Annotated in this window: 23 protein-coding genes; 20 read left to right on the top strand and 3 right to left on the bottom strand. The window is 32.1% G+C overall.

All coding sequences use genetic code 11. The features are described 5' to 3' along the window. Positions 1–52: 52 nt before the first annotated feature. The 6 genes from OCU55_RS10055 (at position 53) to OCU55_RS10030 (ending at position 4,672) form a co-directional block, all read left to right on the top strand. Positions 53–919, top strand: a complete 867-nt coding sequence (locus OCU55_RS10055) for a DUF4261 domain-containing protein (RefSeq protein WP_261852172.1) — start codon at positions 53–55, stop codon at positions 917–919. A 41-nt stretch (positions 920–960) separates the two neighbouring features. After that, positions 961–1,443, top strand: coding sequence for a hypothetical protein (locus tag OCU55_RS10050; RefSeq protein WP_261852171.1), 483 nt, complete (start codon positions 961–963; stop codon positions 1,441–1,443). Positions 1,444–1,589: 146 nt separating this feature from the next. Next, positions 1,590–2,282, top strand: coding sequence for a tyrosine-protein phosphatase (locus tag OCU55_RS10045; RefSeq protein WP_261852170.1), 693 nt, complete (start codon positions 1,590–1,592; stop codon positions 2,280–2,282). 205 nt (positions 2,283–2,487) lie between these two features. Further along, a complete protein-coding gene (locus tag OCU55_RS10040) occupies positions 2,488–3,378 on the top strand; it encodes a serine hydrolase domain-containing protein (protein ID WP_261852169.1) in 891 nt (296 codons plus the stop codon). Positions 3,379–3,474: 96 nt separating this feature from the next. Next, positions 3,475–4,134, top strand: a complete 660-nt coding sequence (locus OCU55_RS10035) for an epoxyqueuosine reductase (RefSeq protein WP_261852168.1) — start codon at positions 3,475–3,477, stop codon at positions 4,132–4,134. 157 nt (positions 4,135–4,291) lie between these two features. Beyond that, positions 4,292–4,672 carry a nuclear transport factor 2 family protein gene (locus OCU55_RS10030; RefSeq protein ID WP_261852167.1) on the top strand — a complete coding sequence of 127 codons (381 nt, stop codon included), beginning with the start codon at positions 4,292–4,294 and terminating at the stop codon, positions 4,670–4,672. Positions 4,673–5,005: 333 nt separating this feature from the next. On the opposite strand, the gene OCU55_RS10020 is transcribed toward OCU55_RS10030, so the two are convergent. Further along, the gene (locus tag OCU55_RS10020; protein ID WP_261852166.1) at positions 5,006–5,776 is read right to left on the bottom strand and encodes a GNAT family N-acetyltransferase; all 771 of its coding nucleotides are present in this window, start codon (positions 5,774–5,776) and stop codon (positions 5,006–5,008) included. Positions 5,777–6,854: 1,078 nt separating this feature from the next. Here OCU55_RS10020 and OCU55_RS10015 point away from each other — a divergent pair. The 10 genes from OCU55_RS10015 to OCU55_RS09970 all read left to right on the top strand — a co-directional run bounded on the left by OCU55_RS10015 (position 6,855) and on the right by OCU55_RS09970 (position 15,978). Then, positions 6,855–7,217, top strand: coding sequence for a DUF2089 domain-containing protein (locus OCU55_RS10015; RefSeq protein ID WP_261852165.1), 363 nt, complete (start codon positions 6,855–6,857; stop codon positions 7,215–7,217). A gap of 21 nt (positions 7,218–7,238) precedes the next feature. Continuing rightward, positions 7,239–7,607: an SHOCT-like domain-containing protein gene (locus OCU55_RS10010; RefSeq protein WP_261852164.1), complete on the top strand. Its 369-nt coding sequence runs from the start codon at positions 7,239–7,241 to the stop codon at positions 7,605–7,607. Positions 7,608–7,673: 66 nt separating this feature from the next. Continuing rightward, entirely contained in the window at positions 7,674–7,937 is a 264-nt protein-coding gene (locus OCU55_RS10005; RefSeq protein WP_261852163.1) for a hypothetical protein, read from the top strand. A gap of 139 nt (positions 7,938–8,076) precedes the next feature. After that, positions 8,077–8,367: a hypothetical protein gene (locus tag OCU55_RS10000; RefSeq protein WP_261852162.1), complete on the top strand. Its 291-nt coding sequence runs from the start codon at positions 8,077–8,079 to the stop codon at positions 8,365–8,367. 480 nt (positions 8,368–8,847) lie between these two features. After that, a complete protein-coding gene (locus OCU55_RS09995; protein ID WP_261852161.1) occupies positions 8,848–11,319 on the top strand; it encodes a dynamin family protein in 2,472 nt (823 codons plus the stop codon). Between the two features lie 13 nt (positions 11,320–11,332). Beyond that, a complete protein-coding gene (locus OCU55_RS09990) occupies positions 11,333–11,638 on the top strand; it encodes a hypothetical protein (protein WP_261852160.1) in 306 nt (101 codons plus the stop codon). Between the two features lie 12 nt (positions 11,639–11,650). Then, complete coding sequence (locus OCU55_RS09985; protein WP_261852159.1) at positions 11,651–13,450, top strand: dynamin family protein; 1,800 nt, start codon at positions 11,651–11,653, stop codon at positions 13,448–13,450. Further along, positions 13,443–15,242, top strand: a complete 1,800-nt coding sequence (locus tag OCU55_RS09980) for a dynamin family protein (RefSeq protein ID WP_261852158.1) — start codon at positions 13,443–13,445, stop codon at positions 15,240–15,242. Before OCU55_RS09985 ends, OCU55_RS09980 begins: the two co-directional genes overlap by 8 nt. A gap of 5 nt (positions 15,243–15,247) precedes the next feature. Next, positions 15,248–15,655, top strand: a complete 408-nt coding sequence (locus tag OCU55_RS09975) for a hypothetical protein (protein WP_261852157.1) — start codon at positions 15,248–15,250, stop codon at positions 15,653–15,655. Beyond that, on the top strand, positions 15,655–15,978 hold the full coding sequence (locus OCU55_RS09970) for a hypothetical protein (RefSeq protein WP_261852156.1): 324 nt from the start codon (positions 15,655–15,657) through the stop codon (positions 15,976–15,978). The genes OCU55_RS09975 and OCU55_RS09970 overlap by 1 nt, the downstream gene beginning before the upstream one ends. Positions 15,979–16,121: 143 nt before the next feature. Here OCU55_RS09970 and OCU55_RS09965 read toward each other — a convergent pair whose 3' ends face one another. Beyond that, positions 16,122–16,790, bottom strand: coding sequence for a TetR/AcrR family transcriptional regulator (locus OCU55_RS09965; RefSeq protein ID WP_261852155.1), 669 nt, complete (start codon positions 16,788–16,790; stop codon positions 16,122–16,124). A 166-nt stretch (positions 16,791–16,956) separates the two neighbouring features. Between OCU55_RS09965 and OCU55_RS09960 the strand changes: the two genes are divergently transcribed. Both OCU55_RS09960 and OCU55_RS09955 read left to right on the top strand, forming a co-directional pair. Further along, positions 16,957–17,841, top strand: a complete 885-nt coding sequence (locus tag OCU55_RS09960) for a ketopantoate reductase family protein (protein ID WP_261852154.1) — start codon at positions 16,957–16,959, stop codon at positions 17,839–17,841. A gap of 565 nt (positions 17,842–18,406) precedes the next feature. Next, complete coding sequence (locus OCU55_RS09955) at positions 18,407–19,405, top strand: aldo/keto reductase (protein WP_261852153.1); 999 nt, start codon at positions 18,407–18,409, stop codon at positions 19,403–19,405. A 60-nt stretch (positions 19,406–19,465) separates the two neighbouring features. On the opposite strand, the gene OCU55_RS09950 is transcribed toward OCU55_RS09955, so the two are convergent. After that, entirely contained in the window at positions 19,466–19,972 is a 507-nt protein-coding gene (locus tag OCU55_RS09950) for a hypothetical protein (protein WP_261852152.1), read from the bottom strand. Positions 19,973–20,065: 93 nt separating this feature from the next. Here OCU55_RS09950 and OCU55_RS09945 point away from each other — a divergent pair, with 93 nt between their 5' ends. Then, the gene (locus OCU55_RS09945) at positions 20,066–20,650 is read left to right on the top strand and encodes a vWA domain-containing protein (RefSeq protein ID WP_261852151.1); all 585 of its coding nucleotides are present in this window, start codon (positions 20,066–20,068) and stop codon (positions 20,648–20,650) included. Between the two features lie 481 nt (positions 20,651–21,131). Next, on the top strand, positions 21,132–22,625 hold the full coding sequence (locus tag OCU55_RS09940) for a glycoside hydrolase family 43 protein (RefSeq protein WP_261852150.1): 1,494 nt from the start codon (positions 21,132–21,134) through the stop codon (positions 22,623–22,625). The last annotated feature ends 248 nt before the right edge of the window (positions 22,626–22,873 follow it).

Genomic DNA, 22,873 nt, shown 5'->3' with positions numbered 1-22,873 from the left:
ATGTTTTGTGGAGAAAATATTTATGTAATAAATAAAGGAGAGGGATTTAATTATGTTTTGGAAAACTAAGAAAAATAAAAAGGATGAAGACACTTTACCAGATTGTTTTGCACGTACATATGGTGTTGAAATTTTTACGGAAAAGGAACCACAAATACCAGTTGACGAAATACTGCGCAAGTTAAGGTGGCGCTGTGGTAACGTTGAATTAGTAGCAAATGAAGATAAATTAATATTATTTACTTTTAAAGATCATGTAGTTCAATACTCAGATGGACAAGGGCCAGCACAGATAGCAGTAATGATAACTGACAAAAAGATAGATATGGAAAACCTAGAAATGTCATTTTATCAGTCTTGGGGCTGGAAGGATGCTAGATCTGCTGTACAAAAGACTGCTTATACAATTCTTGTTACAGATATGATGGCATCAGGCTTAGACTATACTATTAGATTAGAATTATTTCAGAAGACTCTATATTCATTATTGGAGGTTGTACCTTGTTTAGCTATTAACTGGCACTTAACACAACAAATCATAGATCCTGAGAATTATAAAGAAAATGCTCCAGAAAATGAAGATTATAATTTGATGTTTGGAGCCCTTAATGTGAGATTATTTAACATTGAAGGTACTGAGAATGAAACTTTAATGGATACTATTGGGTTAGGTGCACTGGGGTTACCTGATTTACAATGTCATTTTAAAAATATTGATGTAAATAAAATTGCTAACATACTATATACATATGGTGATTATATTTTCAAAAATGGTGATGTTATAAATGATGGTGAGACTATTGAGGGACTTACAGTTAACGATAAATGGAGATGTCAACACGAAATTTCTTTGCTTGAGCCCAAAAGAGTAGTTATAGATATAAATCCTGGAGAAGAGTTCTCAGCAGGAAATAGATAGTTATATAGCTATAAAGTTGTGTTGTTATAGGAGGATTATTTTTGTTTTATAAATATATATCGTTAAATGCTTTTGAACATATTGCACTTCATGATTGTGTAATAGATGAAGGCATACTACTAAACGATAAAGTGAAATTAAAGTTCGATAATATTAATGTTCTTTTTTCTCATCCACTAAACTATTTTAATAGGTCAAAGCGTACAGGTAAAGCAGCAATAATTTTCGAAAAGTGTACTGTACAAAAGTCTTTTGCATCTGATGGTTCTAATGTTAATGAAAAGAAAGTGACTAATGTTTCAGATGATGGGATTATAATGGAATCTGAATTCAATACGCTAACTAAAGATATGGAAATTCTTCAAGTAAAAATAGATACATCGATTGAAAATATGCTTCAATATAAATTTATTGGGTTGAATTATGATGGTAGTGGTGTACAGTTTGTATTAAAGTTTGAGAAACTTATTATATGTTGGAATAGATTTGAAGAAGATGCATGGCCCGCAAGTTGGGGGAGATAACTTGATAAAAAACTATAGGGCAAGTTATTTTATACCAGAAATTTAAGTTAAAAGCAAAAGATGAGGATTGCAAAAAAAGAACCAGGGGATTATTTATGGACATACTATAGTTTATTTGAAAAAGATTTATATAAGGAAGTGAATTAATGCGTAGATTTTTATTAAGCAGCACTCTTAATACCCGTGACTTAGGTGGGTATCCAATAGATTACGGAAGAGCAACAGCATACAAGACTTTTATTCGTAGTGATGTGCCACATAAGTTGTCAGATGAAGATATACAGATGTTATTATCAAATAATATAACAACAATTGTTGATCTAAGAAGTGATGAGGAGACTGAAAATAAACCTTGTGCTTTGAGAGATCATAATGATTTTGAGTACTATCATTCAAAAATCTATGGTGATGGATATTTACCTAAATGTGTAGAAGAAGTTCCTCTTTCTTACTTTGAAATTGTGGACGAGCAAAACACTATATTAAATACCATGAGATTATTTTCAAAAGCTAAAGGTGGCATTCTTTATCATTGTACCGCTGGCAAAGATAGAACAGGAGTGGTTTCAGCTTTATTACTGCTCTTAGCAGGAGTTTCTAAAACGGATATTTTGGCTGATTATCAGATTTCACAAGTATACTTAAATTCTATGTTACAGCAGTACTGTAAAAGCAATAAGAATGTAGATATAAATATTATTACTCCTAAAATGGAGCATATGGAAAAGTTTTTGGACATGTTCCTTGAAAAATATAATTCAGTGGAGGAGTACTTTTCTAAGATTGGGTTAAAGGATTGTGAAGTAATGAAGTTAAAGAAGAAGTTGGTGGGGGCCTAATATAGTCTGGTTGCACTATTATAAAGAAATTGAAGAATAGACAACCAATATTTGTCTAAACTTTATTACGAAGTGGTTCATCCATACAAATACAAACTATTGAATGATAGCAGTTTATGACGAGTTAGTGGCTATTGACCAGAGTAATATTATCTAACATTAATGATAGCTTAAGTATCGAATAGACAAAATGGGGGGGGGGTAAATGGGGTTGTTATCGGATTTTCGACTTTCTGTAATTGAAAAAAATTTGGGGGTATATGGCATTCATATTTATCAAAGCGGAAAAACGCTGGATGAATATCGATTCCGAAGTAATGATAGAGAAAATCTTTATTCCGCATCAAAAACCTTCGCTTCTGTCGGAATTGGCATAGCAGAAAACGAAGGTCGTTTACGATTGTCAGATTATGTGCTGGATTTTTTTCCAGAATACAAGGATATCGCCTATTCAGGTTCTGAAAAAATTACTATTAGACATTTGTTGCAGATGAGCTCTGGACATATGATTGAGGATTTTAGTCAATATAATTCTAAAGATAGAGCTGAGCTTTTCTTTATCGCTGAGATGAAAAAAGAAGCTGGCTCTGATTTCTATTATGAGGATTTATGTTCTTACATGCTTGGTCGGCTTGTAGAAAAAGTGAGCGGTAAAATAATGCTGGAGTATTTAAAGCCTCGCATGTTTGATATGTTGGAAATTGTAAATCCTCAATGGAATACCTGCCAACATGGACATACATCTTGCTCAGGAGGTTTGTATCTGACAACTGAAGAGTTTTCTCGCATTGGAATAACGTTACTACAAAATGGCATATATAAGGATAAACAAATCGTTCCTGCTCATTATGTAAACCTCATGCATTCTGATTGGGTGGATACTACATCCAAAAATGATGCTGAAACAAGAGGCGGTTATGGATATCAGGTTTGGAAATGTACACCACCGAACACTTATCGAGCAGACGGCATGTATGGTCAATTGTGTGTGGTTTTAACTGATTACAATGCAGTTATTACTGTTACATCCCATAATGAAATCAACCATAAGGATATCCTGCGTGCAATGTGGAGTGATATTCTTCCAAAGCTTTAAGATAAAAGGAATAAAGCATCATATTAAGTTGTGTCATATGAGCAAAAAGATGCTAACTACAAGCTATTTTATACCTGTACAATAGGAGGGATATATTTGTTGAATGAGTTAATTACTGAATTAAATAAACGTGGTATTAATTTTATAAAGACTGTTGATATATCAATGCTCTCATCAAAAGAAAATATGGGATACGGGGTTGCTATTTTGATAGGAATAAATCTAAGTCCAGGTTATATTTTTCGGCTATCAAAAGAGAATATATCGGATCACTCTGAGTTTGGAGTGAAGGAACACCTTGCTGATGAACTTGCAGAATGGACTGCTGATTTTATTATTGCAAAAGGATACAAAGCCTTTGCACAATCGGAAAGAAATCTTATACATGGATTTTTTGATGAAACTACGAAAACTACTTCACTTCCACATAAAAAAATTGCCATGTTAGCTGGATTAGGATGGATTGGGAAAAGCAATTTATTAGTTACCAAAGAATACGGAAGTGCATTGTGCATGTGTACCGTATTAACAAATGCGCCCATACCTATTGAAAATCAGTCAATAATAATGCCTAAATGTGGTGAATGTACTGTATGCAAGGATATATGTCCTACAGGTGTTATCCATGGCTCTACTTGGAAACCAGGTATGAATAGGGATTTGATAGTTGATGTTTACCATTGTGATGGCTGTTTAAAATGTTTGATAAATTGTCCTTGGACTCAGAAATATATGCAAAATAATATTACTAAATAAAATGAGGAGGATGTAGGGTTGTGGAGATTTAGATGTTAAGAAGAATTATTAGAAACTTAAGCTTAAAAGATTGAACATATGGGATGAATGGTTAGCACATTTAGTTTTACAAAAAAAGTTAATACAAGGTGAATGTGATCATAAGGGGGAAATGTATATGGATATTAAAAAAAGAGTATTGAGTTTTTGGGAAGCTGTTATTGAACAGAATGATATAAAACTTCAAACATATTTCGAGTCAAATGCAATAATCAATTGGCATAATACAAACGAAAGTTTTACTCCTGAAGAATATATAATTACAAACTGTGAATACCCTAGTAAGTGGTTTGGAGAGGTTGAGAGAATTGAAATAATAAATGATTTGGCTATTTCAGTTACAAAATTGTGGCTTTCAGATAAAAGTATATCGGTTCATGCTACTTCTTTTATTAGGTTTTGTGGAGAAAAGATAGTGAGTTTAGATGAATATTGGGGTGATGATGGAACTGCTCCTCAGTGGAGACAAGATAAGAAAATTGGAAAATCAATAAAGTAATAATATTATTTCCACCAAAAAACTTTAAATTGACTTCTATATGTGTAGGAATATATTTTATAATAATTTTAACTTCTACATTTATTGGTAACTTTCCAGTCCCCTTAATGGGCTATGGAATTTCACCAATAATAGGGTATTTTATACCAATAACTTGGTATGCAAAATCTAAAGCTAATTCGTAATTCTCTTGTATTGCGACGTAAAAACACTGCAAAACACGATTATGAATAATGCAGTGTTTTAATTTATCATTTGTTTTTATTTATGTGACGTAAAATTAGAAAATTACGAATTAATAATATATTATTTTAACTTTATACTTAATTCTTTTTATAAAAGCGAATAGACTTCAAATTCCTTATCAAAATGGTAACCCAATTTTTCCGACAAATTTACTGAATCCATATTTGCGGCCTCCCATTCAGGGTAAATACCTCTCTCAAGACAAGTCAAAATTAAGCTAGCAGCACAGGCTGCAGCAAGTCCCATTCTTCTATGTTCTTCCAAGGTTCCTATCGTTATTCCAATGGTACTTTTGTATGTAATATACGAGGATGCAATGCAAACAAGTTGTCTATCCTTGTATATAACATACCCCAGACCATTTTTCTTGAAATCCTCATATGACCTAAAAAAACAGCATCCATCAGCAGCCCAACCTATACTTAGAACTTCCTTGTATATAACATCATCAATTTGCTTAATTTCATATACTGGATTAACTTTCTTAATTAATTGTTTTAAATTATTCTTATCAAAAACATTGGGCTCATGCTTTATTGCATACCTCTTGTAGCAGCGAACTTTATCGGGTAGGTGTTCATTCAAATATTTAACCCACTGCAGTCCACATGGAATAATAATCTTATATAGAGCATTCTCCTTTAATGTCTGTTCAATTTCATCAAGGTGTTTTACCTCACCCAGAAGGTAGCAAAAATCTGCTGCAATAATAACAGCTTCTTCTGGATGTACTACATCGTCCACCCATGCATCACAGTAGGGATTGCCTTCAAGAAACCATAACAACATAATATCATCTTTCCTGCAGGAACAAAGTTTCTTTAAATAATGTCTGTTGGAATCATCAATTTTTATCATAACGCACCTCTTCTCTATTAATTATTTTATGAATTGAATAGTATCTTTCATTACTTCTCAATTTTTTACAAATCTGTCTTAATTATCATTTATTATACCATATTACACCAATTAACTCTAAGAAAACTGTAGACCTTAGAGTATTAGAGTATTTTAAAATATTTTTTTCAAAGCATTATTCAATTCTCAAAGAACATTATTCATATTTTAAATTTCACAAGTTACGTCGTCTTATTTTCACATTCTAACTTAATTATTTAAAATTACATAATTAACTATATAGAACTCTAGGTGAATATAGATACCAAGATATAGTTGTATCATTTTAATTTTTGGCTATGTTTAAGAATATTGTTGAAATTGATTGGTTATACAGGAGACGCTATATGAGCGAGCAACTAGAATTAAGTGTTTTTTTCAGATGGAATGGCGTTAAAAAACTGTACTGTTCGAACGTAGTGAGTTTACAGTTTTAGCCATGGAATATGACAAAATCATATTAATTCTCTGCGTAAGCTCATTAAAGCGTCGGATGATTAACCAATCAATTTCAACACGGTGCTTTAACAGCGCCTAATTTTTAAATCCAGTATGCTCCAATTAGAGTAAATGAAATAAATCTAATTACTCAAATGATGATATCTTAGAGGTTGTAACCTGTGTGTATATTTTTATCATATTAGCTTATGTATTAAATAAATGTTGGCATTTTATAGATTGTCCTTTTATGTGGCAGTAACAACATTTATTTAATACATAATATAAGGCTTTTTTTATAGTAATATCTAGTGCGCACCTTCAGCTTAATTTTCTGCAAGCTTCCACATTGGAACCATTTAAATCAAATAAAATACAATTAGTGATAAAAATGTTTTTAACACGTTTACATTCATGGAACTGGAATATCTATATAAACATTAAATTGATATGATTATCAATGAAATTAATATTTGAATTAATATAATTAATGTTTAAATTGATATAATTAATATAAAAATAAAAATATATAAAATAAATTAATAAATATATTGAAATTATCAATAATGGTAGTATAATGAAACTATGGAGAGTGATTTGTATGGCTTATAAAGTATTAACTCGATGCCCTGTATGCAGTTCAAAGCTTACGGTTACAAAGTTAAAGTGTAAAAAATGCAATACTGTTATTGAAAATGATTTTGAACTTTCTAAGTTTTCTTACCTTACTACGGAACAGTTAACATTTGCAGAAGTTTTTATAAAATGTAGAGGTAATATTAAAGATGTTGAAAAGGAACTTGGAATATCTTATCCTACAGTTCGAAGTAAAATTGAAGATTTAATTGTTTCACTAGGTTATGCACCTATTAAAGAGAAGGAAGATAATAGTTCTGAAGTGATTGATAAACTTGAAAAAGGAGAAATTACAGCAGAACAAGCGATAAATTTATTGAAAAAATAATTTTAAAGGGGATTGTACAAAATGAATGATGAGATTATGAAAGTTTTAAAGATGCTTGAAGAAGGAAAAATTGATGCACAGAAAGCAGGAGAGTTAATAGATGTTTTATATGCTTCCAAAAGTACTGTTCCTGCAATAATTAACGCTGATAAAATGCTGAAGATAAGAGTTAATTCACAACATGGAGATAACGTAAATATAAATGTACCAGTTAAGTTTATAAGAACTATAGGTGGCGCTATTAAGAGAATACCTAAAATAGAAGGTGTAGAAGGTATGGAGGATATAGATATTCAGGCTATTCTTCAGGCTGTAAGTGATGGACTAGATGGTAAAATTGTAGATGTAAAAAGCGAAAAAGGGGACAGCGTTGAGATAAGTGTTGAATAGAAGCATTAAATGCACAGGTATTAGTAGTTTTTCTGTGCAGAAAAAAGAATGCAGAAGGGAATCGATGTGATGAGAATTTATATTAGAGAAAAACATGGTAGAAAATTTTTTATTCCCGTACCCTTAAGTATCGCAAGTTTCGGTTGTAGGATAGCGTCTTATGCTATAGAAAAGTCTGGAAAGCATCTTAATCAGCAGCAAAGGGACATAATTGATTGTATAGATTTTGATGAGCTTGCAAAGAGCATAAAATATCTAAGAGGTTATAGAGGGTTAAAACTGGTTGAAGTTACATCAGCAGATGGAGATGAAGTAACCATAACTCTGTAAACAAAAAATTATAATATAAAAATCTAGAAGGTAGCTTTATGTAGAACTTAATATATAAAGCTGCCTTTTGTTATTTGTTTTGACGTAACTGATTATAAATCTAGTATAGATTTCATTATCTGATGAAGAATTGTGATGAATGATCAACTATGGCGCCTTAATATTTACTTTCAAAAATATAAACAACATAGAGATTGGTAAGCTTTTACCTTGCGATAGCTATAATAGAGGTGATTTTGTGAGATATAAGGTTGAAGGCAATATGCATCTTTGGGGATGGACTGATTTTAAAGAAGAGATTAATGGCAAGATCATTGATTATAAAACTGATAGAAATGTAATCTGTTGGATGGAGTTTGAAAGCAATGAAGATTTTAAGTATATAGATAGCGTGCTAGAGGATTATGGTTTGAGTGTAGTGGAGATATAAAGATACGAAAGCTCTACAATAGATATGTTTAAAATAGAAATTTGTTCCTTTCCATTTTTATTCCTGCCCAAATAAATAATTCAAGGTTTTCCCAAGCGTCTTACAAAGCAATGTTTGAAACTTACAATTGAATATTTGTAAACGAAATGCAGCTTTTGTACTCGAAAAACCAGTGTTAAAATACAAAATAACATAAAGTCAATGATTGTGACAACCAAAATGTGGAATATCACAAACACAAAGTTTTAATTCAATTTAAAATAGTTTCTAAAAATTTTTCCTGTATGTAAGCTTTTGTAGAATACATTGAGTTTTAAACAAGTATGGTGTTATATTTCTTATAGACATAAGTTAGTACATATCAAATTTTTGATTTATTTATTGATGTTTGTCGTAAAAATAAAATTAATTAAAGATGTACCGTTTCAATTTGAAAATATGAATGGGTGCATTAATATAACAGTATAGAGAGTGAGCAACATGGAAGGAATTAAATTGGTTGATAGTGTTATACAGATACTATCTAGGGATGAAAGTTTGTTAGAAAGATATGACTCAGATATAGCTGGGTTTAAGCAAAGCAGAGAGAAATGGGGATCAGATAAAATACGTGTTGGTGTAATAGGTGTTACTAGTAGTGGGAAATCTACTATGATTAATTCAATATTAGGGGACAAACTTTTGTCTATGGCAGTGAGACCATCCTCTAGTCAACTGGTAACCTGTTTAAGAAGTGACGAAAAGAAAGCAACGGTATTTTTTAAAGGCAAAGAAAAAAAGAAAATTGTTTTATCAAATCAATTACTGACACCAGAAAATATAAAAAGATACAGTGATGAGAATTATAACAGTGAAAATAAGGAGCAGGTAGAGCAACTAGAACTATCAACTCCGACTTTTGATTTGGGAAGTGATGTTCTTTTGGTTGATAGCCCAGGGCTAGATGCCTATGGATTACAAAATCATGAACAACTAACATTAGAGGTGCTATTACCTAATATAGACGTTTGCATTTTTGTGACTACGTTAAAAACAAATAGTGATGAGAAGATGAAGTCAGTGTTAGATGTAATAGCTAAGTATAAATGCCCACTAATAATAGTTCAAAATATGCTTGATTCGCTAAAGCCAAGTATTGATGGTACAAAAAATGTTCAGCAAGTTGCAACTGAACATAAGAAAAGAGTACAAAGGATTGTGAACAATTCTAAGATTGAAAATAAGGGCAGTGTTAGGATAGTTCAAATCTCAGCAGCTCAAGCTTTGAGGGCTAGATGTGAGGAAGCAAAAGGAAAGGAAGAACAGGAGAAGCTTCTACAAAGTTCAAATTATAATATTTTTATACAAGAAGTTTTGGACACTATACAAATAGAAAGACCAAATATAGAATACGCAAGGATTAATTCTATAGTTGAGAGGACAAAAAAGCTTATATCAGACGCAGAAGAAGATCTTAGTGGAGAAATTTCCTTGGTTGATACTAAGTTTGAATACGAAGGTCTCGATGACGAGGTCATAAGAAAAGCTAATGAAACAGAAAGTCGTCTTTCTGGATTGCTAAATTTATTGGATAGTAAGCCAAATAAGCTAGCTTTGATAAAGAATGATTTTATGAATATGGTTCAATTTAGTCAAAAAGAGCAGTTTTCAGAATCTGATATTACTAAAATAAAAGAATTGGTAAAAAACTGTGAAAAACAGATGCTTAATGAAATATCTAAATTCAATTTTTATTTAAAGGAAATATCAGAAAAACTAAATATACCGTCACGTGACATTATAAGTCTCAATGGGCTTCCAAGCATGCCTCAATTGGATTTAAAGAAAAGAACAGATGTTACTTATAGAAAAGTTCCAAAGAGTAGCTTTGGTTCAGGAGTGAAGCGCTTATTTGGAAAGCTTTTTGATAAGGATTGGGGATATGAATATATTCCGGATACTGTAACAGTTATTGATCATGCCGGAACAAAGAAAGAGATCGAGGCATATATATTACGTGCTAAGAAAAGTTACATTAAAGAAATAAGTTCATGGACGAAAAAAACTAAGGTCCCTATAGATAATATATTGGAGATCATAGAAAATAGGCGAAGAGCTTTCGAGCAAAGAAAGCACACTGCCATAAAAGAAGAAAAACTTAGAGAAGCAACATTTAGTCTTGGAAAATTATTAGATCTTATTAGAGATAATAACAAAGGTAGTGACAAGAAAAAGATGAAGGTATCTGATGCTGAGATTAGTATTTCTCTTGAAAAAGCAGCATTTAATAAGAGTGCATACAATATTGCAAAGCTTGCTGAGAAAGTTTCGAATTCTATATTTATAAGTACTACATCGCTACTATTAGATAAGCATAATGCATTAGATAGGGATTCTTATATCTTTGGATGGGATTTGAGCTGCATGACAGCTTTCGCAAAGAGATTTTTAGGTATAAGTATAACACAAAGGCAAATCACTATGATTGCAAATAGGCGATTTATTAAAGTAGATAGGTATAATTTTTACTTCAATCCTTCTGAAGATGATGTTGAAAATGTAATGAAGGAGGAGCAGGAGAAGAATGTTTACATACTAACTAATACAACTCAGTATGGTTCTGCTCAGACCCAAATACATAGAAGTGGAATATGTAATAGTCTATCAAACAAGGATTTTCTTGTTTTTGTAATACAAGATTTTACGGAAATTATCAATGGTGGAGGTATACCTGAGGCTATAGGTAATATGATGTTGCTTACGAAGAACCTCAATATACAGCATCCTTCTATGATATTTATAAATCATGAAAACCCTATTTATAATCTTGCCATTATTGAAGCTCAAAGTGGGCAGAACAATATAATGATAGAAGAAACAGAGATACTTAAGAAGATTCAAGGTAACTTTAGCTATTTGAGAGATGAAGTTATTGATAAGCAAATAGCAAATATAATAAGAGCCGCTAACTAATTGGAGGAAGAAAATGAGTGAAACTAATAGAGGATTAACTGATAAAAAAACTAATAAAGATAGAGCTTACAATAATAAAGTTAAGAATAGTGTGAAGGGGTCTGAAAAATCAATTCTTCTTCAGGTAGATGAGGCAACAAAGGGAATCATGAAGGAAATTCAATCTGGTATTACTGATGATATTATAAATACAGTTTCTGAACATAGCCGTCTTTTAAGAGAGCTAAACGAAAAGATAGATGAGACATATGATCTTGCAAAGGAAAATAATAAACTGCTAAAGCAGATACTTAAAAATCAAAAAAGAACTGAAGAGTAAGGTGGGAATTTAATGGATATTAAGACTATTACTGAAAATAGTAAGCTGCTTTCGATTCTTAATAAATACTCAGGTGAGCAGCAAATGGGCGATACTTTAGAAAATATATCAAAAAATCTAAATTTAAGAGAAGTAATCATTCCTGTGTTAGGTATGCAGGGGATGGGGAAGAGTACCCTTATAAACTCAATATTAGCAGAAAATATTTTGCCTAATGAGGCAGATGAAACTACCTGTGTTCCTGTTGAAGTAAAGTATGGTAAAGAAGAAAAGGCTATTGTATATTTCAAAGATTCATCTTCTGAGGTTGAAATATATACTAGGGATGATTTAAATAAATACGTTGACAATGAGTACAATCCTGGTAATGAAAAAAATGTTTCTCATATTGTTTTATATCGCAACGTTGACTTGTTAAAAGGTGGGATAACTATAGTTGACTTGCCAGGTGTAGGAAGTCTTACTGCTGCAAATCAAGACACTACTATGAGATATATCAAAAATCTATGCACAGCTATATTTGTTATACCTACCACTCCAACAATAAGACGTTCAGAAGAGATATTTATTAAAGGCGTGTGGAGACAATTTGCGTCAGCTATATTTGTGCAGAACAATTTTGGCGAGAGCAAGCGTGAAGTACGTGAATCAGTTGAATTTAACACAAAGGTTTTGAGAGAAATAGCAAAGTCTATCAATGCTCCATTTAATGATGAAATAATTGTTGTTAATGCATATGATGCAATTTCTGGAATGGTAAATAAGGATGATACATTAGTAGGGAATTCTAATATTTTTCAACTTATTGAGAGACTGGATCATACAGTAAAAAATTGGAAGGAAAATGAAAGCAAAAACTTAAAGTCCAAGGTAGCTTTAATGATTAATTCTTGTAAAAGAGATATTGATAATAACCTTAGAGAAGCAAGTTTTACTGAGGAAGAATTAAGAAATGCTTGTGATAAGGAAGAAGAAGACTTTAAAGTAAATACTAAAAAGTTACAGGCTCAAATCGAAGAAATTGAAGATTTCTTAGATGAAAAGGAAGATGAGGTCAGCACCTTCGTAAAGAAGCAAGCTAAAAAATGTGTGGAAAACATAAGAAGTGAGGTTTTTAGAGTTGTAGATAGTGGTGTTGTAGATGGTCAACTGTTAACTGACACTTTTACTGATTATCAACAGCAGTACTTTTCTGAAGTGTTAAATGATTATTTTGATTTTACACAAAACATTATTTATGAGATTTCAGAGTTATTAGAGGAAATATCTAATATTGTAAAGTTAGAAAATGATATGTCAATTAATGCATTAAACTTTAATAACGGACAAGCTTTCAAGTTTGAGAAGGGAATAAAAGCCGGCTTTGACATAGCAGGAGCAATTGCTGGTGGAGCGATTTTTGTTGCAATACAAGAGGGTGCCTTACTTGGAACACTTGGAGGTCCTCTAGGAACTGCTATAGGAGCTTTAGCAGGTGCTGTTGTAGGCGTAGTGTTTACTTTGGTAGGAAATAAATCAAAGAAAGCTATAACGGCTAAAAGAGCGTCAAATACAAAGCTTCAACTTGAACAGGTTATTGATGAAGTTGGTAAGCTTATAAAAGAAGAACTAATAAATTCCTTTGAGAATATTTCAAGTCAAGTTAAAGAAAGCCTAGATAATTATCTTACTGATCGTAAGAAGGCTTTTGAAGAAATTAAGCTTAAGAATATTGAAAAATGTAAAGACACATTTAAATCAAATTATAGTATTGAAGAATTAAGTACAGATAAAGAGTACATTGAAGAAATGGAGATATTATTAAATGAATAATACCATAATGGAGAAGTATCAATTAGTAAATTCTCTTGTTGAAAAGCTTCAAGATGAAAAGTTGAGTATATTATCAAGGTTTCTAAAAAATAGAATAACTAATATAGATAGCTATGTTATGATGCTTGGAGAAACTAGTAGCGGTAAGTCTACACTTATAAATGGGCTTATACAAGAAAATGTTTTATATGTAAGTTCTGCGCCGTCCACTGGTGTTATAACTGAGGTAGAATTTAAGGCAGGCATTGAAGAAAACCAGTTTTATGCAATAAATAAAGATGCCACCATTGAAAGAATAGATCAGGACTTATTTAATGATTTACTAAAAGAGCCTGATAGCGAGCTTGAGAGGGTTAAATTGGTTACTAAATCAACTCAATTCAATCTTGAAAACATGCGCCTTTTTGATACACCAGGTTATGGATCTATTATAAAAGAACATGAGGAAATACTTAAAGAATTTATACCTAATAGTGATGTTATTATTTATACCGTTAATTTTAGAATCGGAATACAGGAGAATGATTATGCCTTTCTAGGATTCTTAAAAGAACTTATTAGAGATGATGTGGAGATTATTTTATTAATCAATCGTTGTCCTAGAAACATAAGTAAAGCTGATAGAAGAATAGTTGAAATTATAAATTATACTAAGGATATCTTACATCAAGATATTCCAGCTTTTTTAGTAGAGACAGAGAGTGTAGAAAACGAAGAGGATTATCCAATGCCAGGAGCTACGGAGCTTTGGAACTATGTAGAAAAATCAATTAACTCAATTGAAAGACAGAAAGCCCTTGATAGTGCCTTTAATGGTTTCATTTTGGATCTGTTCTATAAGTGCCAATGTGAGGTGGAAAAGCGATATGAAAATATTAAGCTATCAAAATCCGTTAAAGATCAAATAAGAAATAGTTCCAAGCAATTTGCTGAAAACGTACTAAAGTTAATACCAGAGTTAGTTATTCCAACATTTGATAAACTTAAAGAGAATGTTGAAAAAGAATTCTTAAAATCCAGAGATTGCGCTGAAAATAATATATATAATTCAATAGAATCTGTAGGTAAAATGAGCATGGAAGAGATGATTCCTTATGTTAATAATCACCTTCTTCCCTTTTCTGTTCAGCAGGAAACTCTTGGGGTAAAAAGGTATCTAGAAATAGAATTAAATGATTTAAATGAAAAGATAAATGATTATCTCAATACACAAATTATAGAGTTTGATAAGGAAGTATCAATATGTTTTTCCACTGCAGCAGACCTTGCAAAAAGAGGATTTGGGAAAAAAGTAGGGAATAGAATAGTTGAAGGCGGACTGTTAAGATATTTTGCTAATTTTGGTGGAGCAGGAGGAGCTGGTGCAGGAGTTGCTAATGCAGCTTCCCATACTTTAAAAGTTGTTGGTGACATCTTTGGAAAGACCTTTAAACGTGAAACTCACAATGCTTTAAAACGAACTTTAAGCAAAATAGGAGCAACATCCTTAAAGGCAATAACATCAGCGGCTATGGTAATTATTGAACTTGCCACTATTATAATTGATTATAATACTTGGAAAGGCAAGCTTAAATCAAAGATAAAGAAGGCTTTAGATCAATGGTGTAACGAAACAGTTCTGAGCGTTCAAATAGATTTAGAAAAGCTTAAAGAAGAAAATATTAAGACATTGACTTATATAGTAGATGAAGAAATAAAAAGGTATGCCTATGATGAGGAGACTACTGATGAAAAGGAAACCTTAGAGTTATTAGAGCTCGCAAGTAAAATAGAACAAATGTTAGGAGTGTAGTATTTATGAGTGATAATGGATTTGAATTTGTTGAAAGCCGTAGGATGAAAAAAGTTTCAAATAATGATAATGGTCCTGTTGTGGTTGAAAGAGGTAATAAAGTAGTAGATAAGGTCGTAGATAACTTTGAGAATATCCTAAGCTTGGCAGGAGATATTGTTGAGATTAAAAAAATGCAAGTACAGTCAGATGCTATCCTTGCAAAGATGAAAGAGGATAGAGAAAATTTATTAGCTGAAGCAAAAGCATATGCTGAGAGAAAAAATGCTGATACAAATTCTGTTGTTGAAAAAATGAAAGTTATCCAATCTATGATGAAAGAGTTTTATCAATTTAATAACTCAAATATGTCAGGTGAAGACTTTTCAAGAGTAATAAGTGAGATAGTTACTCAGATGGGAAGAATTGACTAATGGAATATAATACCGATGATTTAACTGAGATAATAAAAATTTTTTCCGCTATTAAAAAAGATAGTGTGAGAGAAAAAATCATTGAGAATATTAAGGCTGCCAATATGGAACTTCTTAAGGTAGAGGCTGATAGTAGACGTAGTAAGAGTACTGAAATTATAAAACAGATGTTTAGGCTTGATATGGCTATAAAAGAGTTTGAGATTAATTATACTCTTTTAAAGAGTACTTCAGATATAGATAACATTAAAGCTATTGATGACTATATTGCGAGTATCAAAAAACGTAGAAGAGACCTATCAAGTGAAAAAAGAAGGTTATAATATCCGAATGTTATTTTAATAATGCAGTTTAGGTCAAGAAGTTGTGTTGATATTTGAATAGTATAGAATAAAGAAAAATCACTGGTTGGAAGAGACCAGTGATTTTTAAACTTTATACTTTTCTAGACAGTAAAAATAATGCATTAAACATCACTATTACGATATAAGTCTAACCCCTTCATTACATATGTACGAGCAATATCTAATAGTAAATCAGGTCTTTCATTTTCACCTTCTTTAAGCCAAGTATAAGCAGCACTGTAGATAGCTGAGCATGTCATGGCTGAAATAATTTTTATATTAATGGTATCTCTCATTGAGAAGGTAGCATCTTTCGAAAATATAGTTTCTATCATTTGCTGAAGCATTTTTCTAATCTTTTCATCAACAATGGTAGCAATAGACTTTGAATCCATTCTGCAAGTCTTATAAAAGGATACAATATAATCGTAGGTCATTAAGATTAATTGGTTGCAGGTTTCACCATTAAACTCCTCAGCATGTAGCACTTGTTCTGGAATCATATTGTTAAAAGCCACTTCTGTGATATCCTCAAGTAAAGCATATTTGTCTTCATAATGTGAATAAAAGGTAGCGCGATTGATAGCAGCTTTTTCTGCAATATCTTTTATAGTAATTGAATCAAAGCCTTTCTTTTGTAATAAGATTCTGAATGAGTCCTTTATTAATTGGCGTGTACGCAGAACTCTTGGATCTTCTTGATTTACCATATATATCTTCCTTTCTAAAACATCAAATATTGAAATCTGTTGCCTAAGCAACTTTTCATTCAATCTGATTATTGTACTCATATGAATGTCGTACTATTATACTATCATACAGATGTTGCTTAAACAACATGTGAAGATGAATAGCTTCAATCCAAAACCTATTATTAAAGATATCACGGGTTCTGGTGAAAGAATTAAAAAACATACGAAGTGGTTCATCAATAATTTTCTGAAGGGAAGGATAGTAATGAACATAAAAGAAAAAAGAATTTTGGTATTTGGTGCAGGTGTAGTAGGCAGTATATATGCACTTAGATTTGCACAGTCTGGACTAGATATAACATTGCTTGCTAGAGGAAAGAGACTGGAAGCACTTAAGAAAGATGGGCTAGTTTATAACGATAATGGCACCATAAAAAACATAGCAATTAGCACAATAGAGAAGCTTGAAGATGACGATATCTATGATTTTATATTTGTTCCAGTGCGTTATGATCAGGCGGAAGCAGCATTGTCTGCAATTAAGAATAACAAGAGCAAAAATATTATTACCTTGACCAACACCATGGGATATGATCGTTGGCTTGAAATAGTAGGGGATAGATTGCTTCCTGGATTTCCTGGTGCTGGTGGAGATCTTAAAGACGGTATACTATATGCACAGTTTGGTTCTGAAAAGCATCAAGGAACTATTTTTGGTGAAATTAATGGACAGGTTACCGAAAGAGTTAAAGAGCTTGCACAAATATTTGAAGCATCTGCTTTGCATTATGAAATACAAAAAGATATTAAAGCCTTCCATATTTCCCATACTGCCACAGCAATAGTTATCAAAAATTTTTATACCAATGATGGCATGATGGATATAAACACAGCAAAGAGCGAAAGCACTTTACTTAAGATTGCCACAGAGCTAAAAGAAAACTTACAAAAGGTAGAGCAAGCAGGGATTCCAGTAATTCCACCAGAAACTAAGTCCATGGGAGAGGTACCTGAAAGTAATATTATTGAAATGTATCGTAAGATGCTGAGCAACGATTTTACTATTGATGTGTTGCTTGGAAATCATGCAATAAGCGCAAAAAGAGAAATCATGATGCTAGATGATATGTTTCATAAACAGATACCTTAAAGAAGCAAAAGTTCTTCAAACCCGCATTTCATGAGTAAATAGTTAAATATTTAAAAAGTTATGAAGTTATAAATTTAAAAAGTTTACATTTTGACATGAAAACTTTAAAAATATTAGGCGGATTAAAGCTGTAAATAATCAAAGAAAAAGCACTAATCTTTGCGGGATGAAGTGCTTTTTTATTGTGCTGGCAGAAATTTTATTGGGCTTTATGGTTGCCATACTGCTACCCTCCACATTCATGAATAGTTGTTTTTACTGGCTATTAGAGCATCAATTAATCTTTATTGCTATACCGATATAAATATCACAATAAGCATTTCTAATTAATTATTGCAATGAAGAATTTACCTTTTCATTTTACAAAAGAATTTTAAAAAAATCTATTGACTTGGAGTTAACACCAAGGAGTACTGTTGATGTATGGGCAAGAAATAAGGTTGTACAAACTAGAATTACAAGCAATTTTTAAAATCTGAATTGCTTCTGGTGAGGAAATTTGGAAATATAAGATTTATCAATAAAGAGACAGCTATAGTACTCTATAATGATGGGAGAGGTTAAGATGAAAAAACGTATTTTAGGCAAAGGTTTAGAAGTATCAGAAATGGGACTTGGATGTATGGGAATGACTCATGGATTTGGCGAAGTTTCAGACGAAGCAGAAATGATTGAGGTTATCCGAGGGGCAGTAAAGGCTGGAATTACAATGTTTGATACAGCAGAATGCTATCAGAACGATGACGGAACTATTTACAATGAAACCTTAGTTGGTAAGGCATTAAAACCGTATCGTGATCAGGTGGTAATAGCTACAAAATGTGGGATTAAGGTTGTTAATGGGACACAAGTATTAGATGCTAGACCTGAGGTAATAAGAGCTTCTTTAGAGGGTTCCTTAAAGAGACTTCAGACAGAGTATGTAGACTTATATTATTTGCATAGGGTAGATCCTAATACTCCAATCGAGGTAGTGGCAGAGACTATGAAGGAATTAATGGAAGAAGGAAAAATCAAACATTGGGGACTTTCTGAGGCTGGAATTGAAACCATCAAGAAAGCTCATGCTATTTGCCCTTTAACTGTTGTAGAAAGTGAATACTCTATGATTTGGAGAGAACCTGAAAAAGAACTATTGCCTTTGCTTGAAGAACTTGGAATTGGTTTTATACCATTTGCACCTCTTGGAAAGGGCTTTTTGACAGCTACTATTGATGTAAATCAAACTTTTGCGGAAAATGATACAAGAAGTAGACAACCACGTTTTAGAAAAGAAAACATGGAAGCAAATCAGGTATTAGTAGAATTGATTAAAACAATTGCAGATGAAAAAGGTGCTACCCCAGCTCAGGTTGCCTTAGCATGGGTAATGGATCAAAAGCCATTTATAGTACCAATTCCGGGAAGCAGAAGACTAAGCAGAATTGAAGAAAACATTAAAGCCACTGATATAGAGTTAAGTGATTTGGAATTAGCAAACATAAAAGACGTATTGGATAACTTAGAATTAAAAGCAGATCGCTGGGATCCTAATTCTGCAAACGCAAAAAGAATTGGAAAATAGAGATTTGACTGATATACAGTTTAATAGGATGTATTTTATAAGAGTCTATAATTTAGGCTCTTATTTTATTACCCCAATTAAAGGCTTTAAACTGAAATAATCTAAAGCTTCGTTCACTGTATCTATATCATATATTTTTTTCTCTAAACAGAACTGAATCACAAGATCAAAGGTATCGCTGTCAGATAAAGAATAACCTGCAGTGCTTAATAGCTTGTCTGCTTCTTCCGTATTTAATTCAAGTGCTAAGACAAGAGCTATGGCTGTGTTCTTCCCTGGTCTATAATCAGAATTAGATCGGATTTTTGAGAAGTGTCTGCGGTCAATCATAGCTTTTTTATAGATGTCTAGTTCATTTGAAGCCTTAGCGTCAATGAGCTTAAATAGAACTTGTTGAAAGGTTGGCATACGATTCTTATTAATGAAGTCTTCTAATTCAATGCTGGGTAGTTCTTCACATAGGTTATTCTCATAATAAATTTCAGATTGGCATACATCAAACATTACTATATTTAAATGAGTATCTATGTATTCTTGTATTTCAATTAAAAGCTTATTATCAAGCATTTTAGTCCCTCCTAAATGTCGCTTGTTAGGCGACCAAGTGATCAATAAATTTAGTTAATATTATATCATAAGGAAGAGGAAAGGATGATTAACATGAATAATAATCTAACAGAAATTATATTTTTACTTGATAGGAGCGGCTCAATGAGTGGGCTTGAAATGGATACCATCAGTGGATTTAATACATTTATAGAAAAGCAGAGACATCTAGAAGGCGAAACCATTGTAACAACTGTATTATTTGATAATAAGTATGAAATATTATGGAATGGGATTGAAGCAAGTAAGGTGAGACTAACGGGGAAGGATTACTTTGTACGTGGAACTACAGCTCTATTAGATGCGGTGGGCAAGACTATACTTGATGTTGGATATAGACTGTCAAATGCAAGTGATGAAGAAAGACCTAGTAAGGTTATTTTTGTAATAACAACAGACGGCATGGAGAATGCTAGCAAGGAATTTACTTATGAAAAGGTGAAAGAACTTATAACACACCAGAGTGAAAAATATAATTGGAAGTTTATATTTCTTGGAGCTAATATTGATGCTGCAAAGGAAGCTAACAACATTGGAATAATAGAAGATAATGCATTTAATTTTGAAGCCTCAAAAACTGGTGTTGAAAGTATGTATAGTATTGTTTGCTCTCAGATATCAGAGATGAGAAAAAGATAAAAAGTTTATTATGTAAATAAATGGCTTTGGCTTTGTGCACAAAGCTATTTGTTTTGTTTGGGCTTAAGACCTCAACTATATAGTGCTATATAGTTAATAATCCCAGGAAGATGAAGTTATAAAATGTCCATATAATGCTATTCTTAGTCCTAATAATTAAGGAACTTATTAACTTTTTATATTATTATAATATCATTAAAACCTTTGCAAAAGATATCCAGTTACAAAGATGTATCAATTTAAGCCTATAGATATTTTCAAAACTTTTCTTGCTTATGAGAGGGGAATTGGAAGAGGTTAATTCAATTATGAATTGAGATATATTTAGAATATAGATTTACATAATATAATAGCTGAAGCGTAGAACAATAAAAAGCATTAGCAACGATTTTAGCATTAAGTAGACAGAAATACACCTAATATCAAATATAACTGGTTTATCTATAAACAAGCATTTTAAACAATAATTGGAGGTATGAAAATGAAGTATAATAACCCTATCATAAAAGGCTTTTATCCGGATCCCAGCGTTTGCAAGGTAGATGATACCTATTATCTTGTGTGTAGTTCCTTTCAGTACTTTCCTGGAGTTCCTCTTTTCGAAAGTAAGGATCTTATTAACTGGAAGCAGATAGGTCACTGTCTCACAAGAAAGGATCAAGTTCAGCTTGAAAAGGTAAATAGTTCTGGTGGAGTTTTTGCTCCAACCATAAGATATAATGATGGCCGTTTCTACATGACTACCACTAACAATACAACAAATCAAAATTTCTATGTTTGGACAGATAATATCTATGGAGAATGGTCTGAACCAATTTTTGTAGATCAAGGTGGGATAGACCCTTCTTTGTATTTTGAAGATGAAAAAACATATTTTATGAGTACTAAAGCCGATGATAACGGAGTTAATGGTATATATCAGTGTGAAATTGATATTGAAACTGGCAGAAGACTCACAGAAAGTCAGGTAATCTGGCAGGGCTCAGGCGGTCGTTATCTTGAAAGTCCTCATCTATATAAGATAAATGGATACTATTACCTCATGGTAGCAGAGGGAGGGACAGAATATGGGCATATGATAACCTATGCACGTAGTAATTCTCCTTATGGTGTTTTTGAAGCGTATCCTCATAACCCAGTGTTAACAAATCGTAATCTAGGCGGCTATGAAATACAAGGAATAGGACATGGAGATCTTATTCAAGATAACAATGGAAATTGGTGGCTGCTTCATCTAGGTTTCCGTCAAATAGATAAGTGGGCAATGTATCATCACTTAGGACGTGAAGTTTTTATTACTGAAGTTACCTTTCATGAGGATGGCTGGTTTAAGGCAGGGCATAATGGTACAACCTTGAAGACCATTGATACTGATCGCATAAGTGATGAAGTGGTACAGATGGACAAGAAATCTTATACCTTTGAGAACACAGAATGGGACAGGGATTGGTGTTATCTACGACATCCTCACAATGAAAATTATAGTTTTGAGAAAAGTGCATTAAAGCTAAAGGGAACAGAAACAACTCTTGATGAGGCAGCTTCTCCAACCTTTATAGGAATTCGTCAGAAGGATTTCAATGCAGTAATTTCCTGTGATGTATCAATTTCAGATGGTGAGACAGGCATTACGTTATACATGGATGAAGATCATCATTATGATCTAGCTATACGTAAAGTTGATAAGGGTTATGAGGTCATCGAAAGATTAAATATAGGCGATGTTAAGTCAGTAGTAAACACTGCAGCTTTGGAAAATAATAATGCCTCATTGGTTATTCATGCAAATAATAATTACTACAGCTTTTATCTCAGATCAGAAGAGAAAGAAATTCTTCTAGGAACAGCAAAAACTAGATACCTATCCACTGAAGTTGCAAGTGGCTTTACTGGTGTTATCATAGGTTTATATGCATACGGAGCAAACTCAAGCGATTATGCTCAGTTTACGAATTTTAAATGCGAATATAAGTGATGATGTTCAAAATCAAATTTTTTCTGCTTAAACTGTCATTGCAAATAACAGTGTTCTTGAAAATGAGATACTTAAGTACGATGGAAATATAGTTCAGAGGTATTGGATATTGATGAAAGATGAGTAACTAAACTATGGGTTTCAATTAAAGGGAGTTAGGTATAACTTCCTTTAATTGTTTATTGTTCTTTATCAAAAACTCTTACTAAAATTCTTTTGATTGATAATAGTAAAATAAGGAATTTTCC

The sequence above is a fragment of the Clostridium folliculivorans genome (genome assembly GCF_024341905.1).
Lineage (GTDB): Bacteria > Bacillota > Clostridia > Clostridiales > Clostridiaceae > Clostridium_AR > Clostridium_AR folliculivorans.
Note: the sequence above shows the minus strand (reverse complement) of the source record. Positions and strands in the feature narration are given on the sequence as shown.

Excerpts from the sequence above, each read along its gene's own strand:
- OCU55_RS10055 (WP_261852172.1), top strand. The coding sequence starts at position 53 with ATGTTTTGGAAAACTAAGAAAAATAAAAAGGATGAAGACACTTTACCA.
- OCU55_RS10045 (WP_261852170.1), top strand. The coding sequence starts at position 1,590 with ATGCGTAGATTTTTATTAAGCAGCACTCTTAATACCCGTGACTTAGGT.
- OCU55_RS10040 (WP_261852169.1), top strand. The coding sequence starts at position 2,488 with ATGGGGTTGTTATCGGATTTTCGACTTTCTGTAATTGAAAAAAATTTG.
- OCU55_RS10030 (WP_261852167.1), top strand. The coding sequence starts at position 4,292 with ATGGATATTAAAAAAAGAGTATTGAGTTTTTGGGAAGCTGTTATTGAA.
- OCU55_RS10020 (WP_261852166.1), bottom strand. The coding sequence starts at position 5,776 with ATGATAAAAATTGATGATTCCAACAGACATTATTTAAAGAAACTTTGT.
- OCU55_RS10015 (WP_261852165.1), top strand. The coding sequence starts at position 6,855 with ATGGCTTATAAAGTATTAACTCGATGCCCTGTATGCAGTTCAAAGCTT.
- OCU55_RS10010 (WP_261852164.1), top strand. The coding sequence starts at position 7,239 with ATGAATGATGAGATTATGAAAGTTTTAAAGATGCTTGAAGAAGGAAAA.
- OCU55_RS10000 (WP_261852162.1), top strand. The coding sequence starts at position 8,077 with ATGATCAACTATGGCGCCTTAATATTTACTTTCAAAAATATAAACAAC.
- OCU55_RS09995 (WP_261852161.1), top strand. The coding sequence starts at position 8,848 with ATGGAAGGAATTAAATTGGTTGATAGTGTTATACAGATACTATCTAGG.
- OCU55_RS09990 (WP_261852160.1), top strand. The coding sequence starts at position 11,333 with ATGAGTGAAACTAATAGAGGATTAACTGATAAAAAAACTAATAAAGAT.
- OCU55_RS09985 (WP_261852159.1), top strand. The coding sequence starts at position 11,651 with ATGGATATTAAGACTATTACTGAAAATAGTAAGCTGCTTTCGATTCTT.
- OCU55_RS09980 (WP_261852158.1), top strand. The coding sequence starts at position 13,443 with ATGAATAATACCATAATGGAGAAGTATCAATTAGTAAATTCTCTTGTT.
- OCU55_RS09975 (WP_261852157.1), top strand. The coding sequence starts at position 15,248 with ATGAGTGATAATGGATTTGAATTTGTTGAAAGCCGTAGGATGAAAAAA.
- OCU55_RS09970 (WP_261852156.1), top strand. The coding sequence starts at position 15,655 with ATGGAATATAATACCGATGATTTAACTGAGATAATAAAAATTTTTTCC.
- OCU55_RS09965 (WP_261852155.1), bottom strand. The coding sequence starts at position 16,790 with ATGAGTACAATAATCAGATTGAATGAAAAGTTGCTTAGGCAACAGATT.
- OCU55_RS09960 (WP_261852154.1), top strand. The coding sequence starts at position 16,957 with ATGAACATAAAAGAAAAAAGAATTTTGGTATTTGGTGCAGGTGTAGTA.
- OCU55_RS09955 (WP_261852153.1), top strand. The coding sequence starts at position 18,407 with ATGAAAAAACGTATTTTAGGCAAAGGTTTAGAAGTATCAGAAATGGGA.
- OCU55_RS09950 (WP_261852152.1), bottom strand. The coding sequence starts at position 19,972 with ATGCTTGATAATAAGCTTTTAATTGAAATACAAGAATACATAGATACT.
- OCU55_RS09945 (WP_261852151.1), top strand. The coding sequence starts at position 20,066 with ATGAATAATAATCTAACAGAAATTATATTTTTACTTGATAGGAGCGGC.
- OCU55_RS09940 (WP_261852150.1), top strand. The coding sequence starts at position 21,132 with ATGAAGTATAATAACCCTATCATAAAAGGCTTTTATCCGGATCCCAGC.